We start from the raw sequence: 15,443 nt of genomic DNA on the forward strand, positions 1-15,443 counted from the left end.
ATGACGGCCACAGCCGGAAGCGCACTCGTCACCGCACTGAGCGACGATGTCGACCGGCTGTTGGCCGCCGAACCCGAGGTACGTTCCGACGCACCGGATTCGGTGCATCAGATGCGGGTCGCCACCCGCAGGCTGCGCAGCGTGCTGCGGTCCTACCGTGGGCTGTTCCAGAAGGACCCGGTCAGGGCGATGGGTGAGGAGCTCAAGTGGCTGGCCGGTGTCCTCGGCGTCGCTCGTGACGCCGAGGTCATGGCCGACCGTTTCGAAAAGCTGCTCGCCAAACACGGTGCGCAGGGCGAGCATTCGGCCGAGGAACGCGCGGCCGTCACCGCAAGGCTGGTCACCGGCGAGCACGAGAAGTACGCCGCCGCCCACGCCGCCGTGTTGCTGGCGTTGGACAGCGAGCGCTATCGGCGGTTGCGCGAGCAGCTCACAGACTGGCGCAGCGACCCGCCGCTGCGTTCCTCGCGCGCGACAGTCCCTGCCGTGGACTTCTTCGGGGTGGTGCTGGAACGCGACCGCGATCGCGTCGAGGACCTGATCCGGCAGGAGACCACCGTCACCGCCACCGACCGAGTCGAACTGCTGCACGATATCCGCAAGAGCGCCAAACGATTACGGTATTCCTGCGAGGCCGCCGAACCCGCGCTCGGCGACGCGGCAGGCGAACTCGGCAAGAACGCGAAACGTCTGCAGACCGTGCTCGGCGACCATCGCGACGCCGTCGAATCGCAACACGCCATCTACGGCGTCGCCGCGGATGCCGGTGCGGCAGGCGAGGAAACCGGGCTCTACCGAGTGCTGGCCGGAGCCGAAGACCTTGCCGCGCGCCAAGCCCTCAGCGGCTATCCCGACGCCGCGGCAGCGTTGTCCGCTGGCTAACCCCGCAACCAGCCCGGGTACCACAGAGGTTCCGTACGGTTCACAGGGCTTGCAGAGCCTGTGAACCATATGGACGATCTGTGGAACCACCTTCAGGAGGGGTAGGTGAAGGTGATTTTGCGGGTGGTGGGGTCGGCGGAGAGGAGGCGGACTCGGACGGCCGCACCTTCGGGCGGCTCACCCATGCAGGGGCCGAGTACTGGTGGATCGGCGATGAAGATCTCCGCCGCGCGGGTGCCGTTGGCTTCCCGCACCACGACCGCATCGAACTCGGTGCCTGCGCGTTCCGCGAGCAGGGTCGATTCGGTGAGGTCGATGCAGGCGCGTTCGACCTTGCCTGCGATGGTGTCGCTGCGCCGCATGGTGTCGACCGCACCGGCCAGCCCGTCCGTAACCCACTGCGGCACTTCGGTTCCCGCGCATCTGGCCAGACAGATCTCGGTGGCGTAGCGGTCGACCAGCCGCCGCAGCGGCGCGGTGACATGCGCGTACGGTGCGCGAATCGCGCTGTGCTGCAAGCTGTCCGGCGTCGCCGCCACGGCGTCGCCGTTGACGACGGTGTAGGAAGCCCCACGCAACAGGCTGGTCGCCTCCGACATCAGGACAAGGGCGGCAGGCGTATTCGGATCCAATCCCGCCAGCATCTGCCCGACCGGCTGCGCCGCGGGCCACTCGACCCCCAACGCGGCGGCGGTGCGGCGCATGGACTCGATCGCCGACTCGGCGGGCGGCGGCATGGTGCGCAGCAACGCAGGCGCGCCTGCGTCGAGCATGATGCGGGCCGCGCACATTCCGGTCAGCAGCGAAACCTGCTCGTTCCAATCGTCGGCGGCGGTACGTGGTTCGACGATCAGTCGCCAATGTCCGTCGGACTGACCGTCACTGACGATGCTCTGCGCGGGCAGCCGCAAGCCGATGGCGCCGCGGGCGAGTCCGGCCTCGATGCGCCGCTTGCCGAATTCCGGCAGGGCCGCGATCGAAGGGTGCAGCGTGCCCGCGTCCGCGTCGGCTTGCACACCGGCATAGTCGAGCCTGGCGCGGGAAAGCACCAGCGCACGCTCCACCGAAAAGCTTTGTGGTTCCGCGTTTTCGTCGAGTTCGATGGTCCACAGCGCGGCTGGGCGGCGCTGCTCGGGCAGCAGGCTCGCGGTGCCTTCCGACAACACCGGCGGATGTAGCGGCACGGTGCCGTCGGGCAGATAGAAGGTCTGGCCCCTGGTGCCGGACTCCTTGGCCAGCTGGCCGTCGGGATCGATCACGGCGCCGACATCGGCGATGGCGTAATGCAGGAGGAACCCGGTGTCGGTGCGTTCGAGATGGAGGGCCTGGTCCAGATCCATCGCCCCCGGTGGGTCGATCGTCACGAACGGAATGTCGGTGCGATCGTTCCGGTCGCCCGCGAACGCGTCGGACGCGTCGCGGGCTTCCGCGGTGGCCTCGGCGGGATACGCCGAGGCCAAACCGAATTCGGAACGGATGGCGCCGAAATCAACCGGCGCCGAGACGATCCGCTGATGCAATTCCACGCTGTCGGTGCCAGACCTACTGCAGCGCCAGCATGGTGCCGTTCAACGAATCGAGCGGACCGTACACGGTGAAGGTGACTCGTCCACCGACCGCCGACGACACGGTCGCCGCGGCATCGAGCGCCTCACCGAACGACGGCGCGGAGGGGTGGGGCAGAGCGGCGATGGTGCGACCGAAGTGATTCTGGGCGACCCAGGCAGTGTCAGCAGAGCTGAGGTCGACCTGCACCCCACCCGGCAGCGGCGTCACCGCTACGGCACCGGCGGAGCCGGCGCCCAACATGGCGAAAACCGAAGCAGCCCCGGCGATCAACGCGCCGGCGACCAGTGAGCGAACAATCCGCATATGAGTTGAGACCTGCTTTCCCGCATTCGAAGTGTGAAGGGCTCGTCGCGCCCAGCAACGGGCCGTGCCAACGGCACCTACTTTATGACGTCGATCACGGTCCGGCCAGCTCCCGCGAAGATCGGCATGGCGGATGCTCGAACGCGGACCTACGGTCGACATCGCTGCTAACGTAGCCCGCCGGGGCGTGTCCCGCATTCGCTCCACTCATTGCCGAAATGTCCTGTACGTCGACAATTGGGAGTTTTTCCGCTATGTCAACACTCTTGTTCGACTACCTGCTTCCGCTGATCGGAGCAGACCAGGCCGCGTATTGGGCGCACATCTTGGTCATCTCGCCGGTCTGACGCCACAAGCCTTCTGCCACAACATGTCGCCTCCCGTTCACCTGACGGGAGGCGACTTTGGTTCCGGGCCGCTAGCATCCCGCTCCGTGATCAGAACTACCGCCGCCTTCGCGGCCAGCGCTACCCTCTGTGCCCTGCTGCTCACCGGCTGCGGGGATGATAAAGCCACCAGTGCCACCCCCTCCTCCGCAGTGCCTTCGGCCAAGGCGAACGTCGACAGCCAAGTCGTCGACAACGTGAAGGCCAGCGCGTACGTCGTCAACTTCAAGGGCGCGTTCCCGAAGCTCGCCGACGGCAAGGACGACACGAAGATCGCCTCCATCCTCAGCGACTCGTGCAAGGACATCAAGGCGAACAAGCCGGAGAGCGACGTCGTCAGCAACATCGTCAAGCACGCCTCCGGCAAGGTCGAGGCGACCAAGGAAGAGGCGATGGCCCTCTACCAGATGGCGAAGATGATGTGCTGAGCTAGCGCTGTTTCAACCACGGCAGATAGCCGGGCAGGTATTTCAGCAGGTAAGCGATCGCGATCATGCTGATGATGGCGATCACGGGGATGAGCACGGACATCGGCTCTGTCCTTACGTTGTACTACCGATGCGGGACGCACGGCGCCACCCGAAAGGGGCGCACTCCGTACCGTATCGGTATACGCCGATCGCGCTAGGCGCGTGGGCTGTTTCCGTCGTCTCCACCGAGTTGCGACCGACCGGGTTCGAGATCTTTGACAGCGGATGGCTCTGACACCGCGGGCTGTGCCGGCTTCGCGAGCGGCGGCGTGCTGCGCTCCAGGAAGCGAAGCAACTCCACCGGGAACGGCAGCACCAGGGTCGAATTCTTCTCCGCCGCAACCTGTACGACGGTCTCCAGCAAACGCAGCTGCAGCGCCGCAGGCGATTCCGACATCTGCGCGCCTGCCTGCGCGAGCATGTGCGAGGCCTGCAGTTCGCCCTCCGCGGAAATGACGCGGGCCCGTCGTTCGCGTTCGGCCTCGGCCTGCCGCGACATCGAGCGTTTCAGCGAATCCGGCAGTGCCACATCCTTGATCTCCACCCGGTCGATGTGGACGCCCCAGCCGAGGGCAGGACTGTCGATCATGATCTCCAGGCCCTTGTTCAGCTCCTCCCGGTTGGACAACAGGCTGTCCAGGTCACTCTTGCCGATGATCGAGCGCAACGAGGTCTGCGCCACCTGGCCGACGGCGAACAGATAGTTCTGCACCTCCACCACCGCGAGCACCGGGTCGATCACCCGGAAGTACACGACCGCGTCCACCCGCACCGTCACGTTGTCGCGGGTGATGCCCTCCTGGGCGGGCACCGGCATGGTGACGATCTGTGTCGATACCTTGGTCATCCGGTCGACGAACGGAATCAGCATGCGCAGCCCGGGTTCTCGCGTAGCGACCACTTTGCCGAACCGGAAGATCAGCCCCTTCTCGTACTGCGCGACCACTCGCGCACTCGCGGCGGTGAGCGCCCCACCGATCACCGCGCCCGCACCGATAATGCTGCTGAGCACCACCAGAATGTCCATCGTCGGCCCCGAATCGCGCCCGCATGCAACAGGAGCGGGCGCCTGGGCGCTCCGGCCCCGCGGCTACCTCCATCATGGCACCGCTCGGTCGGATACGGGCCGAAAGAAGGGCCCGCCCCGACCAGGTGTCAGGGATGAGCCCTTCGATGTCTCGTTCCGGGATGGCCAAGGCGGCGAAGCTATTTGAGGGTCAGCCTGCGGACGGCGGTACCGCCCTCGATGGTCTCCTTGCCACCGGCAACCAGAGATACGGCCACCCGCACCTGCTCGCCGGCGGCAGGGGTGAACGGCTCGGCATCGGCGATCTTGCCTGCGGTGAGAAGTTCGGTGTGCGGCTTCGCATCACACGTCGCCTTCGTGTTCGCGCCGAGGGTGCGCTCGCCCGCGGCCCCCTCACCGACGCCGCGCACGAACATTACGAGTTTCACCTCCTTGCTGACCGGATCACACTTGTAGGTCACCGACACCGCGACTTCGGCGCCTTTCAGCGCAGCCTCCGCAGCGATGTCGACAGTGCCGGGGGTGACGGGTACGGGATCAGCGTTGGCGACACCGACGCAGGCCAAGACGGCCAACGCTGTTGCGGAAGCAAAGGAACCCGCACGGCGCATGGTGTGAACGTTGATGACGATCTCCTTGTAGTCGAACCTGCGGCCACTCCGAATCGGACACACCGCACAAACATCGGCCGACAATGTACCGGCCTCGCGTGAATTTCCGGGCGGCCAATTGCCCGGCGAGAGTGTCGATCTCGACACGTCGGTGGTGGTGCGAGGTTGCCAGGAGGATGCGGTCCTGGTAGACGGCGGGTGCCGGCGGGCGGGTACGTGCCGGGACGGCAGCCGGCGGAATCGGCAAGCAGGGCGGACGAGTTGGCCTGTAAGCCGGATCCTGTCCCCGGTTCGCACCGGGGGGCGACCATCCATCTGGACACACCGTTGCCGGGTGCCTCGAGCGGTCCACCCGCAGGCTCGGGCGAGCAGCCCTCGAACACCTGCGCAGCCGCACCGCGAGCGATGCGACCTTCGACCTTGCTCCGGGCGGGGTTTACCTAGCCGCCCCGGTCACCCGGGGCGCTGGTGCGCTCTTACCGCACCGTTTCACCCTCACCACACGATCCCGAGAGATCGTGGGCGGTCTGTTTTCTGTGGCACTGTCCCGCGGGTCACCCCGGGTTGCCGTTAGCAACCGCCCTGCTCTGTGGAGTCCGGACTTTCCTCGGCGCCGGGCAGTGACACAAGCGTGCCCGTTCCCGATGCCGCGGTCGCCCGGCCAACTCGTCCGCACTGCCAGACTACTGACTACCCCACACTCCACCAGGGTGCGGGTGCCGGGAACACGGTACGGTTGCGTGCCATGGAACGTGTCGAGGTCGGTTTCCCCTCCGGAAGCGAGCAGTGTGCCGCCTGGCTCTACCGCCCGGACGGCCAGCCGAAGCCGCGCCCGCTCGTCGTCATGGGACACGGTCTCGGCGCCAACAGGGAGATGGGGCTCGACCGGTACGCCCGGCGTTTCGTCGCCGCGGGCATGGCGGTGCTCGTCTTCGACTACCGGCATTTCGGTGCGAGCCAAGGCGAGCCACGGCAGCTGATCCGGATCAGCAGGCAGCGCGAGGACTGGCGTTCGGCCATTGCGTTCGCGCGCACCATCCGTGGTGTCGACGCGACCCGGATCGCGCTGTGGGGCACCTCGTTCGGCGGCGGCCACGTGCTGTCGGTGGCGCCAGACGACGATTATCTCGCCGCCGTTGTCGCGCAGGTGCCGTTCACCAGCGGCCTGGCCTGTGCGTTGGCGAAGGGTCCGATCAGCATGACCAAGGTCACCGCGATCGCCGCCACCGATCTGCTCATCGGGCCGCTGCGGCGCAAGCCTGTCGGCATCCGGTTAGCGGGCCGTAAACGGGCCGCATCGTTGATGAGCGCCGCCGATGTGCCGGAAGGCAACGGCAGGCTCGCCGAGGAAAGCGAAACCTACAAGCCGAAGGTCGCTGCCCGCGTAGCACTCTCGGCACTGTTCGACGCACCGGGCAAACGCGCGAAAGCACTGAAGATGCCGGTCATGTACGCACTCTGCGACGACGACTCGATCACCCCCGTCAAATCCGCGCTCCGCGCCGCAGGCCGCACCAAACACGCCGTCGTAAAACGCTACCCCGCCGGACATTTCGACATCTACTTCGACGAGGTCTTCGAAAAAGCCGTCTACGACCAAACCGAATTCCTGGTCTCGGTACTCCGCCCCTGAACGCAGGCACGTAGTATCGATTCGATGAACACTATTCTGCCTACCGGGAAGGCTATTCCCGTTCGTTCATGACGGCCGCGCGGGTGAAGTCCCGTGCCGAGTTGCGCCGCGAACGTCGGCGGCGGGCCCATGGGTGTTGGGATCACCTGCTTATTGCGCCGCTCTGGCCCAAGCACGGCGTTAATCTCGGGACGCTGCTGCGGACCTGCGATGCTGTCGGTGCTTGCATGGTGGTGCCGCGGCGGCCGTGGATCCCCGATGCCCTCGCGCACGGCAACACTCTTCGAAAACCTCAGTGCGTCCACTGGATTCAGGGGCGGCCCGAACACTGGCTCGAACGCCAGCGCACCAATTCCGCCATCGTCGGCGTGGAACTCACCGACGAATCCATCCGCTTGGCCGACCTCCCCACCGCCCAACGCCGCACCGTCATAGTCCTGGGTCACGAAACCACCGGCATCCCGCCGGAAGGACTCGAACTCCTCGACGTAGCCGTAGAAATCCCGATGATCGGCACCGGCAACAGCCTCAACGTAGCCGTAGCCGGCTCCCTCGTCCTCTACAAAATCGCCGGATTATGCTGACCCACAACCACTCTCAAGCTACATCCGCAAGGAACAACGACCTATGCGACCGCACATACGCGCAGTCCGCAGGGGACCTGCTTGGGTACCCTCCTTCGCGACAGCGGCCATGGCACGTTCTTCGTCGAAGGTGAACCGGTCGCCGACCCGACCGACCGTGCTGGCCCAGATACATCCGCCGCCCGGGAACGCGCAATCGAGGTACCGATGGAAAGGGGAACCGCCCTGACGATGCAGCTACTCACCGCTGATGAATTCGGCAGCCAAGGGTTTGCACCGGATTAGCGTGGTGGCGACGCCTGCCGTACCCGGCTGACCTCCGCAGTCGCTCACGCGTTCTCTCGTTCCAGACCGGGTTGCTTGGCTCCCGTTTTAGAGAACTTCAAGATCAAAGACAGAGATTCAAGATCAAAGACGTTCAGCCGCACACCTTTTGAGTTCCCGCACACGATTTTGCATGCCAGATCGTGTGCGGGAAGACAGAAGGTGTGCTGCTGCGGCGGTTTTCAAGATCGGAGGCTTCGGATTCGCACTCGTTCTGGGGATTCGCACTGGTTCTAGGCTGCTAGAAGGGGTGCGAATCCGCAGACGGGGTGCGGATTTCGGCGTTGGGCGGGGCAGGCCGCGTTTGCCTGCCTCAGGGAGGCCTGCGATCCCGATATGTGGGATCAGAGGGGTGGTTTCGTGCCGAGGGGGAACTGGTGCAGGTGGCTTCGCGAGTAGCCTCCGCCACCAGTGCCCACTCGATCGCGAAGCTGCCCAGTTGATCTCACATGTCGGGATTGTCGGCGGCCCAAGGCGGCAGGATTCGGGCCGCAGGGCGAACGAGGGGTTAGTTGAGGAGTTCGCGGACTAGGAGATTGGTCCACCATTGTTCGACTCGCACTGGGGACCAACCTCGTTCGAGGGTGAGTTCGGTGTACACGTCGATGTTGCAGATTGCGGCGTAGATGTCGAGTGCTGTGGCCATGTCCAGGTCGGTGCGTAGTGCACCGGCCGGCCAGGCGGCCAAGACTTGGTGGTGGGCGTTGTCGGCGCGGGCGCGGGCGTCGCGATAGGTCTGGGCCAGTTCGGGTTCCGTGCGGCCTGCTTCGCGGAGCAGCGCGATGATGTCACCCGCGCGCTCGAACAACCTGCGGTCGTAGCCGACCATGGCTGCCAGTTGCCGTGCGGGATTTGCTGTTTCGAGTTCGGCGAGCAGGCGAGGCAGGTCGGCGGACAGGTCGGCGGCGTCGATCAGTGCGGTGGTCAGGCCGGTCTTGTTGCCGTACGCGGCGTAGACCGTCGGCACCGAGACGCCCGCCTCCCGCGCCACGTCACGGACCGTGGTGGCGGCCCAACCCTTGGCGACGAACAACGCGAGGGCAGCGTTGGCGATTTCCGAGCTCGTCTGCTGCGCCTGCGCGGTGCGGCGCAGCGAGTCGTAGCGGCGACGCGCCGGTTCGTCGGGCATGGGGGTTCCCCTTTCGGTTTACGCTACTTATATTCAATATATGATCGATAAGACAGAGCATAGAACAGCTAGCCAAGCACACCTCGACACCTGGTCGTTCACGCGCATCGGCGGATTCGCCGCGCTCGGCTTCGCCCTGATCATCGTGGGCGCCAACCTGATCATCGCGCCTGCGGGCATGCCCGTGGTCGGCGCCGACATCGACGAGGTCAACACGTTCTTCACCACGAAATCCGGTCTCGCCGAACTCTCCGCGGCCTTCACCCCGATAGCATTCGCGTGCGCCATCGTGTTCGCCGCCGCAGCCGTGGCAACCCTCTGGCCGCGGGAACGAGCCACCGGCTCGGCCTGGTCGCTGATCGGCTTCGCAGGCATGATCCTGCAGACCGCCACCTTCGTCGGCGTCATCGCCGCCCGGCTCGCCCTCAGCTCGACCACCGAGCACAGCGCCGCCGCCACCGCCGGACTCTGGGCACAGCACAACGCACTGTTCTCCCTCAACAGCACCTTCCTCCCCCTCGTCATGGTCGGCTTCTCGATCGGCGGATACCGCACCGGCGTCATCCGGCGCTGGCACGCCGTTCTCGGATTGGTCAGCGCCGCAGGCCAATTCGTCGCCGCCGTGCTCACCCCACTGATCATCGACCATGCGAGCCCGCTCGCCCTCATCAGCTTCGTCGCCTGGCTGCTGTGGGTCGTCTGGATCGTCGCCTACGGACTGGTCCTGCTTCGCGTGCCATCCACCGACCCCGCGGTCCAGCCCGTCTCCGCGTAAAGCATTCAGCGCCACCGAGGTCGGGAACATCTGCACCAACGCAGATTTCACCGACGGCGGTGGCGTTGCGCGTATCAGCGAACGCATCAGATCCGTATCAGGTCGGTGTCAGCGCGGCTGGCGACAGTGTTCCTGTCAGAAAGACAACGAACACAGGAGCACACACCATGTCCATCACCCTCACCGACCAGGACAAGACCACCCTGCGGACCGCCGCCTACGGCGCCGTATCGCTGCTGTCCGCCGCCGACGCCGCAGGCAAGCCGCACAAGATTGCCGCCGCGGGCACCATCGCACTGTCCTCCGCAACCGGCGTGATCGGGCATGTGCTCGCCGCGAAGTCGAAGGACATCCACCTGCAGGGCAAGTCCGTCGCCGAACTCGCCGACCAGGTGCTGCCCGCCTTGACCGCGGCCATGAAACTGCTCGAGCAGCAGGATCCGGCAGAGGCCGACAACTTCCGCGGGACCATCCTCGTCGCCATCGACGCGGCCGGTAGCCCGCACAAGGGTCAGCCGACTCCGACCATGACCGAGATGGCCCGCAAGATCACCGGAGCCCTCGACGCCGCCTGATGGGCTGGCGCACAGCATTTCTGGTCGCCACGGGTACCCTCAGCCCCACTATTCAGTGCTACTATCTACCAGTAGTCAGTAACACTGAATAGGACGGAGGATCCGTGGGCAAACAGATGACGGAGATGCTCAAGGGCACGTTGGAGGGCATCGTCCTTGCGGTACTGGCCGGCCGTTCCGCATACGGCTACGAGATCACGGCATGGCTGCGCGAGCAGGGATTTTCAGACATCGCCGAAGGCACCATTTACGCCCTACTCGTCCGGATCGAGAAGTGGGGCCTCGTCGATGTGGAGAAGGTTCCGTCGGAGAAGGGACCACCACGCAAGGTGTACTCCCTCAACGCACAGGGCCAGGCCCATCTCGACGAGTTCTGGAGGACATGGAGCTTCCTCTCGGAACGGCTCGAACAGCTCCACAAGGGAGGCAAATAGTCATGGCAACAAAGTGGATCGAAATGGTCACCGGGTCATTCGAGGGCAAGAAGCGCTGGCGACAGTACAAGGCGCGCACGAAACAACTTCCGGAGAACTACCGGACCGCTGCGGAGGCGGTGGAGCGGTACTTGATGTTCTTCGGGCGGGTAGACGATGACGCGATGACGATGTTCGACGACCTGATCGACCTGTTCGAACAGAGCGCGGCGGACGAAACCCCGATCCGCGAGCTCTTCGGCGAAAACCCCGTCGAGTTCGTCGAAGACTTCCTGCGCAATTACGAGGCGGGCAGTTGGATCGTCCGGGAGCAAGACCGGCTGAACAGCGCCATCGATCGCGCCGCAGGCGAAATACAAAGGTAGGGAACCTCAATGACGACCCAGCAAGTCCCAGCGATCCAGGTGCGAGGTCTGCAGAAGTCCTACAAAGACCTGGAAGTGTTGCGCGGCGTGGATTTCGATGTGGCGCAGGGCAGTATCTTCGCGCTGCTCGGCTCCAACGGAGCGGGCAAGACCACTCTCGTGCGTATCCTGGCCACGCTACTGAAGGCCGACGGCGGTACGGCCAGCGTCAACGGCTTCGATGTCGCGTCCCAGGCGGCACAGGTGCGCGAATCCTTCAGCCTCACCGGACAATTCGCCGCTGTCGACGAAATCCTCAGCGGGCGAGAGAATCTCGTGCTGATCGCGAAGTTGCGGCGCGTCGAGCAGCCGCGCGCAGTCGCGGATGACCTGCTCGAACGGTTCGCACTGACCGACGCGGCGACACGGAAAGTGGCGACGTATTCGGGTGGTATGCGTCGCCGTCTCGACATCGCGATGAGCCTCATCGGCGATCCGCCGGTCATCTTCCTGGACGAGCCGACCACCGGGCTGGACCCGCAGGCGCGGATCGAGGTGTGGCAAGCCGTCAAAACCCTTGCCGCGCACGGCACCACGGTGCTGCTCACGACGCAGTATCTGGAAGAAGCCGAACAACTCGCCGACCGGATCGCGATCCTGCACACCGGCCGGATCGTCGTGAACGGCACCCTCGCCGAGCTCAAGCAACTCCTCCCGCCAGCCAAGGTCGAATACGTCGAGAAGCAGCCGACCCTCGAGGAAGTCTTCCTCGCCATCGTCGGCGACACCGGCGGCGACCGCGCGACGGCGGGCACGATCAAGGAACAACCATGACCACACACTTCTTCGGCGACACCGCCATCCTGCTCGGCCGATCCCTGCGCCACATCACCCGCAGCATGGACACCATCATCACGACCGCGGTCATGCCGATCGCCTTCATGTTGCTATTCGTCTACGTGTTCGGCGGCGCGATCAACACCGGGTCGGAGTCGTACGTGAACTACCTCCTGCCCGGCATCCTGCTCATCACCATCGCATCGGGCATCGCCTACACCGCATTCCGGCTCTTCCAGGACATGCAGGGCGGCATCTTCGAGCGATTCCAGTCGATGCCGATCGCGCGCTCGTCGGTGCTGTGGGCGCACGTGCTGACCTCGCTCGTTGCCAACCTGGTCTCGATCGTGGTCGTCGTGCTCGTCGCCTTGATCATGGGCTTCCGCTCCAGCGCCGGAATCGGCGCCTGGCTCGCGGTCGCAGGCATCCTGATTCTGGTCACGCTCGCGTTGACCTGGATCGCCGTCATCCCGGGTCTCACCGCGAAATCCGTGGACGGCGCGAGCGCGTTCTCCTACCCGCTCATCTTCCTGCCGTTCATCAGTTCGGCATTCGTACCCACCGGCAGCATGCCGGGACCGGTCCGCGCGTTCGCCGAAAACCAGCCGGCGACGTCCATCGTCAACGCCCTCCGTGCCCTGCTCACCGAAGCACCCGTCGGCAACGACGTCTGGATCGGCCTCGCCTGGTGCCTCGGCATCCTCGCGGTCGCGTACTTCTTCGCCATGAACACCTACCGACGCAAGATCACCTAGCTCCGGCGTGATCGTGTTGCTGCGACCCTGATCAGCGCGAAATGCGTTCTTGTCGGTGCCCGCAGCTACAGTCCCGGCCATGAATTCTGCGACCGCCGTCGTCGCCGAGATCGTGGGCGGGATTGCGCCGTTCGATGAGGTCGAGCGCACGCACATCGAGGAAGCGCTGGCGTGGTTGGCGTCGACCGACGATGTGTTCCGGCGGGTCAAACCGGCCACGCCGCACCGACATCTGGTCTGCTACGCCGTCGTCGTCGACCCGGAGGCGCGGGCCGTGCTGCTCGGCAGGCACCGGCTTGCCGAACTGTGGCTGCCGACCGGCGGGCACGTCGACCCCGGCGAGCACCCGCTCGAGACGGCGCGGCGGGAAGCCGCCGAAGAACTCGGCATTCGGGCCGAATTCACTGTCGTCGGGAACGACCCTCTGTTCCTCACAATCACGCCGGTCACCGATCACGGCGGCAGCCACGAGGACGTCAGCCTCTGGTACCTGATCCGCGGCAGCCGCACCCAGCTCTACACCCTGGACCCTGGCGAGTTCAGTGCCGAACGATGGTGGGATATCGACAGATACGCGGTTCCCGAATCCGATCCGCACTTCGCCCGCTTTCTCACGAAGTTGGAATCCGCGCTCGCCCGAGCATCGAGCTAGCCGTCGGGCGCAGCCGCCTGGGCGCGCAACAAAGATCTGTCGCCGAACCCTGAGTAACCAAGCAACCGGCCCCCGCGAAGCAGCGGAGGCCGGATCCGCTCAGCGCCTGCGCACCCGCCACAGAATGAACACGATCAGCGCGGCGACGGCCGCGGCGAGCAACGGCTGTTGGCGGACGATCTCGACGAGTGAACGTTCTTGTTCTGTAACGGATTCGGAGGTCGATGCGGCGACGCGGCCGGTCGCGGCACGAGCCTTCTCCTGTGCCACATTGGTGCGCTCCACGGCCTTCTCGATCGCCTCGGCCGCCTTTTCCCTTGCCACCGTGGTCTTTTCGTCGACCCGCTGCTGTGCCGCTGCGGTCGCGGCTTCCGCGTCGCGAAGTGCCTCAGCGGCGTTCGCTTGCGCCCTACGGGCCAACTCGGCGGCCTTTTCCTCCGCCTCCCTGGCGATCTCGGCAGCCCTGTCCTCCGCCTCCCTGGCGATCTCGGCAGCCCTGTCCTCCGCCTGGTCGGGCGTATCGGCGGCCTTTTCCTCAGCCTCCCCGGCAATCTCGGCAGCCCTGTCCCCCGCCTGATCGGGCGTATCGGCGGCCTTGTCTTCGGTCCGCTCGGCGGCACCCTCCGGCTCCTCCACAGCCTCCGTCTCCGCCGCGCCGTCCGTCTCCGCCGCGCCGTCCGTCTCCGCCGCGCCGTCCGTCTCCGCCGCGCCGTCCGTCTCCACCGCGCCGTCGTCCGCCACGCCTTCCGCCTCCCCTGCGCCGTCGGCGACCTTCGCGGCGGATTGGCTGCCCTCATCGGACACTCTCTCCGCGCCCGACGGTCCGTCTGCGGCCTGGTCGCCAGCAGGCGCCTTCACCCGATCCGCAGTCTTCTTTGCGGGGCGGGCAGCGTCAGCTTTCTCAGCAACGTTCGCTTCGTCAGAGCTTGCGGCATCGGCTGTCGGCTGATTCTCCGACGCAGCCACGTTGTCCTGGCTCGTCACTTCGACGGGCGTGACCTCCGGCTCGGCGACGTCCTCCGGTGCGTGGTTCACGGCACCGATGGACTCGACCTCAGCAGCTTTGGCCTTGCTTGCCGCGTTGGCTTTGGCCTCGGACTTGCCTGCGACGGCGCTCTTCCCGTTCCCCTTGCGCGCGCCATCGGCGGCCTTGCCCTTCACCCCGCCGCGCGCCTCAGCAGCAGCTTTGTCCGCTGCCTTGCGGCGCGCTTGCAGAGACTGTGCCGTCGCACGACGTTTCGCCTGTGCCGCCTTGCGCCTGGCCTCGTCGGCGGCTTCTTGGAATTTGTCGGTTTCCGGCTCCGGTGGGTTTGCTTCACTCATCGTCGTTCTCCATGCGCTGCGGGGTGCTCTGTCGTGCGTTGCCGCGCTGTCGTTTTCGTCAGCTCCAGCAGACGTGGCGTTGGTGTCGCACGGTCCGCCATGGGCGTTGCCACCACGATTCTGCCGCGTCGCGACGGGTCCTGGCACGGCATTGTCCGGCGCGAGTCCGGCGCTTCGCCCAGCCAGCCTGCCGATTACCCGGCGGCAGCGCACCAAAACTTCAGAGCTCGTGCACCATCTCGTGCTCGATCCGCGACTCGTCGGGCCGGACCAGGCCGCTCACGCCGGTCCGCACGAATCCGTTGCGCAGGTACAGCCGTTCGGCAACGGTGTTCCCGTCCGCGACCTCCAGACGAACCACCGCATGCCCGCCCGCCGCAGCCAAGTCGAGGACGGCGCGGACGAGCAGATCGGCAACGCCGGTGCCGCGCGCCTCCGGCGCCACCCACATCGAAATCAGATGCATCCCACCATGTTCGGGATCAGCCATCCCACCGATGGTGCCGAGCTCGACACCATCGGCCTCGGCAACAAACTGCGCCCGGCCGGTCAACATGCCCCGCCAATCCTGCTCGGTGCGCCCCTGCGCCTCCGCCAGTGTCGCCCCGAAGAACTGCGGCGCGTCGGTCAGCGACCGCAGCCGCAACCGCCGGAACACTGCCCAGTCCTCAGCGGTCAGCAGCCTGATGTTGATCGTCGATAAGCCCACCCGTGATGAATACCGGCAGGACAGAGCGGACGCAATTGGTTTACCGGCAGGGTTCGGATGACGGGTCGTACCCCTCAGGGAGTAGCGAGCGCCAAGGGCTTCGCCCCCTAACGGGGTAGCA

The 15,443-nt window shown here is 65.8% G+C and carries 18 protein-coding genes and 1 other RNA gene; 11 read left to right on the forward strand and 8 right to left on the reverse strand.

Annotated elements, in window-relative coordinates; translation table 11 throughout:
• Nucleotides 1–882: a CHAD domain-containing protein gene (locus ACGFNJ_RS11020; protein WP_393445992.1), complete on the forward strand. Its 882-nt coding sequence runs from the start codon at nt 1–3 to the stop codon at nt 880–882.
• A gap of 92 nt (nt 883–974) precedes the next feature.
• Here ACGFNJ_RS11020 and ACGFNJ_RS11025 read toward each other — a convergent pair whose 3' ends face one another.
• Entirely contained in the window at nt 975–2,408 is a 1,434-nt protein-coding gene (locus ACGFNJ_RS11025) for an RNB domain-containing ribonuclease (RefSeq protein ID WP_393445994.1), read from the reverse strand.
• Between the two features lie 16 nt (nt 2,409–2,424).
• The gene (locus tag ACGFNJ_RS11030) at nt 2,425–2,754 is read right to left on the reverse strand and encodes a hypothetical protein (protein WP_393445996.1); all 330 of its coding nucleotides are present in this window, start codon (nt 2,752–2,754) and stop codon (nt 2,425–2,427) included.
• A 433-nt stretch (nt 2,755–3,187) separates the two neighbouring features.
• On the opposite strand from ACGFNJ_RS11030, the gene ACGFNJ_RS11035 reads away from it, so the two are divergent.
• Entirely contained in the window at nt 3,188–3,568 is a 381-nt protein-coding gene (locus ACGFNJ_RS11035; RefSeq protein WP_393445998.1) for a hypothetical protein, read from the forward strand.
• 196 nt (nt 3,569–3,764) lie between these two features.
• Here ACGFNJ_RS11035 and ACGFNJ_RS11040 read toward each other — a convergent pair whose 3' ends face one another.
• From ACGFNJ_RS11040 to rnpB, 3 genes are all read right to left on the reverse strand, one after another.
• Nucleotides 3,765–4,637: a slipin family protein gene (locus tag ACGFNJ_RS11040; protein WP_393446000.1), complete on the reverse strand. Its 873-nt coding sequence runs from the start codon at nt 4,635–4,637 to the stop codon at nt 3,765–3,767.
• 179 nt (nt 4,638–4,816) lie between these two features.
• A complete protein-coding gene (locus ACGFNJ_RS11045) occupies nt 4,817–5,248 on the reverse strand; it encodes a hypothetical protein (RefSeq protein WP_393446002.1) in 432 nt (143 codons plus the stop codon).
• A gap of 253 nt (nt 5,249–5,501) precedes the next feature.
• Nucleotides 5,502–5,917: RNase P RNA component class A (gene rnpB / locus ACGFNJ_RS11050), an RNA gene on the reverse strand.
• 76 nt (nt 5,918–5,993) lie between these two features.
• On the opposite strand from rnpB, the gene ACGFNJ_RS11055 reads away from it, so the two are divergent.
• Nucleotides 5,994–6,881: an alpha/beta hydrolase gene (locus ACGFNJ_RS11055; protein WP_393446004.1), complete on the forward strand. Its 888-nt coding sequence runs from the start codon at nt 5,994–5,996 to the stop codon at nt 6,879–6,881.
• Between the two features lie 68 nt (nt 6,882–6,949).
• Nucleotides 6,950–7,465 carry a TrmH family RNA methyltransferase gene (locus ACGFNJ_RS11060; protein WP_393446006.1) on the forward strand — a complete coding sequence of 172 codons (516 nt, stop codon included), beginning with the start codon at nt 6,950–6,952 and terminating at the stop codon, nt 7,463–7,465.
• Nucleotides 7,466–8,297: 832 nt separating this feature from the next.
• On the opposite strand, the gene ACGFNJ_RS11065 is transcribed toward ACGFNJ_RS11060, so the two are convergent.
• Nucleotides 8,298–8,918: a TetR/AcrR family transcriptional regulator gene (locus ACGFNJ_RS11065; protein WP_393446008.1), complete on the reverse strand. Its 621-nt coding sequence runs from the start codon at nt 8,916–8,918 to the stop codon at nt 8,298–8,300.
• Nucleotides 8,919–8,958: 40 nt separating this feature from the next.
• Here ACGFNJ_RS11065 and ACGFNJ_RS11070 point away from each other — a divergent pair, with 40 nt between their 5' ends.
• The 7 genes from ACGFNJ_RS11070 (at nt 8,959) to ACGFNJ_RS11100 (ending at nt 13,290) form a co-directional block, all read left to right on the forward strand.
• The gene (locus ACGFNJ_RS11070; protein ID WP_393446010.1) at nt 8,959–9,693 is read left to right on the forward strand and encodes a hypothetical protein; all 735 of its coding nucleotides are present in this window, start codon (nt 8,959–8,961) and stop codon (nt 9,691–9,693) included.
• Between the two features lie 167 nt (nt 9,694–9,860).
• Complete coding sequence (locus ACGFNJ_RS11075) at nt 9,861–10,268, forward strand: hypothetical protein (protein ID WP_393446012.1); 408 nt, start codon at nt 9,861–9,863, stop codon at nt 10,266–10,268.
• Nucleotides 10,269–10,372: 104 nt separating this feature from the next.
• Nucleotides 10,373–10,702: a PadR family transcriptional regulator gene (locus tag ACGFNJ_RS11080; RefSeq protein WP_393446014.1), complete on the forward strand. Its 330-nt coding sequence runs from the start codon at nt 10,373–10,375 to the stop codon at nt 10,700–10,702.
• A 2-nt stretch (nt 10,703–10,704) separates the two neighbouring features.
• Entirely contained in the window at nt 10,705–11,067 is a 363-nt protein-coding gene (locus ACGFNJ_RS11085; RefSeq protein WP_393446016.1) for a DUF1048 domain-containing protein, read from the forward strand.
• Between the two features lie 9 nt (nt 11,068–11,076).
• Nucleotides 11,077–11,880, forward strand: a complete 804-nt coding sequence (locus tag ACGFNJ_RS11090; RefSeq protein WP_393446018.1) for an ABC transporter ATP-binding protein — start codon at nt 11,077–11,079, stop codon at nt 11,878–11,880.
• Nucleotides 11,877–12,638, forward strand: coding sequence for an ABC transporter permease (locus ACGFNJ_RS11095; RefSeq protein ID WP_393446020.1), 762 nt, complete (start codon nt 11,877–11,879; stop codon nt 12,636–12,638). Before ACGFNJ_RS11090 ends, ACGFNJ_RS11095 begins: the two co-directional genes overlap by 4 nt.
• A 79-nt stretch (nt 12,639–12,717) precedes the next feature.
• Nucleotides 12,718–13,290, forward strand: a complete 573-nt coding sequence (locus ACGFNJ_RS11100) for an NUDIX hydrolase (RefSeq protein WP_393446022.1) — start codon at nt 12,718–12,720, stop codon at nt 13,288–13,290.
• Nucleotides 13,291–13,389: 99 nt separating this feature from the next.
• Here ACGFNJ_RS11100 and ACGFNJ_RS11105 read toward each other — a convergent pair whose 3' ends face one another.
• Nucleotides 13,390–14,613: a hypothetical protein gene (locus ACGFNJ_RS11105; protein WP_393446024.1), complete on the reverse strand. Its 1,224-nt coding sequence runs from the start codon at nt 14,611–14,613 to the stop codon at nt 13,390–13,392.
• A gap of 220 nt (nt 14,614–14,833) precedes the next feature.
• Nucleotides 14,834–15,322, reverse strand: coding sequence for a GNAT family N-acetyltransferase (locus tag ACGFNJ_RS11110; RefSeq protein WP_393446026.1), 489 nt, complete (start codon nt 15,320–15,322; stop codon nt 14,834–14,836).
• Nucleotides 15,323–15,443: the final 121 nt, after the last annotated feature.

This window comes from Nocardia sp. NPDC049149 (assembly GCF_043197455.1).
Taxonomy (GTDB): domain Bacteria; phylum Actinomycetota; class Actinomycetes; order Mycobacteriales; family Mycobacteriaceae; genus Nocardia.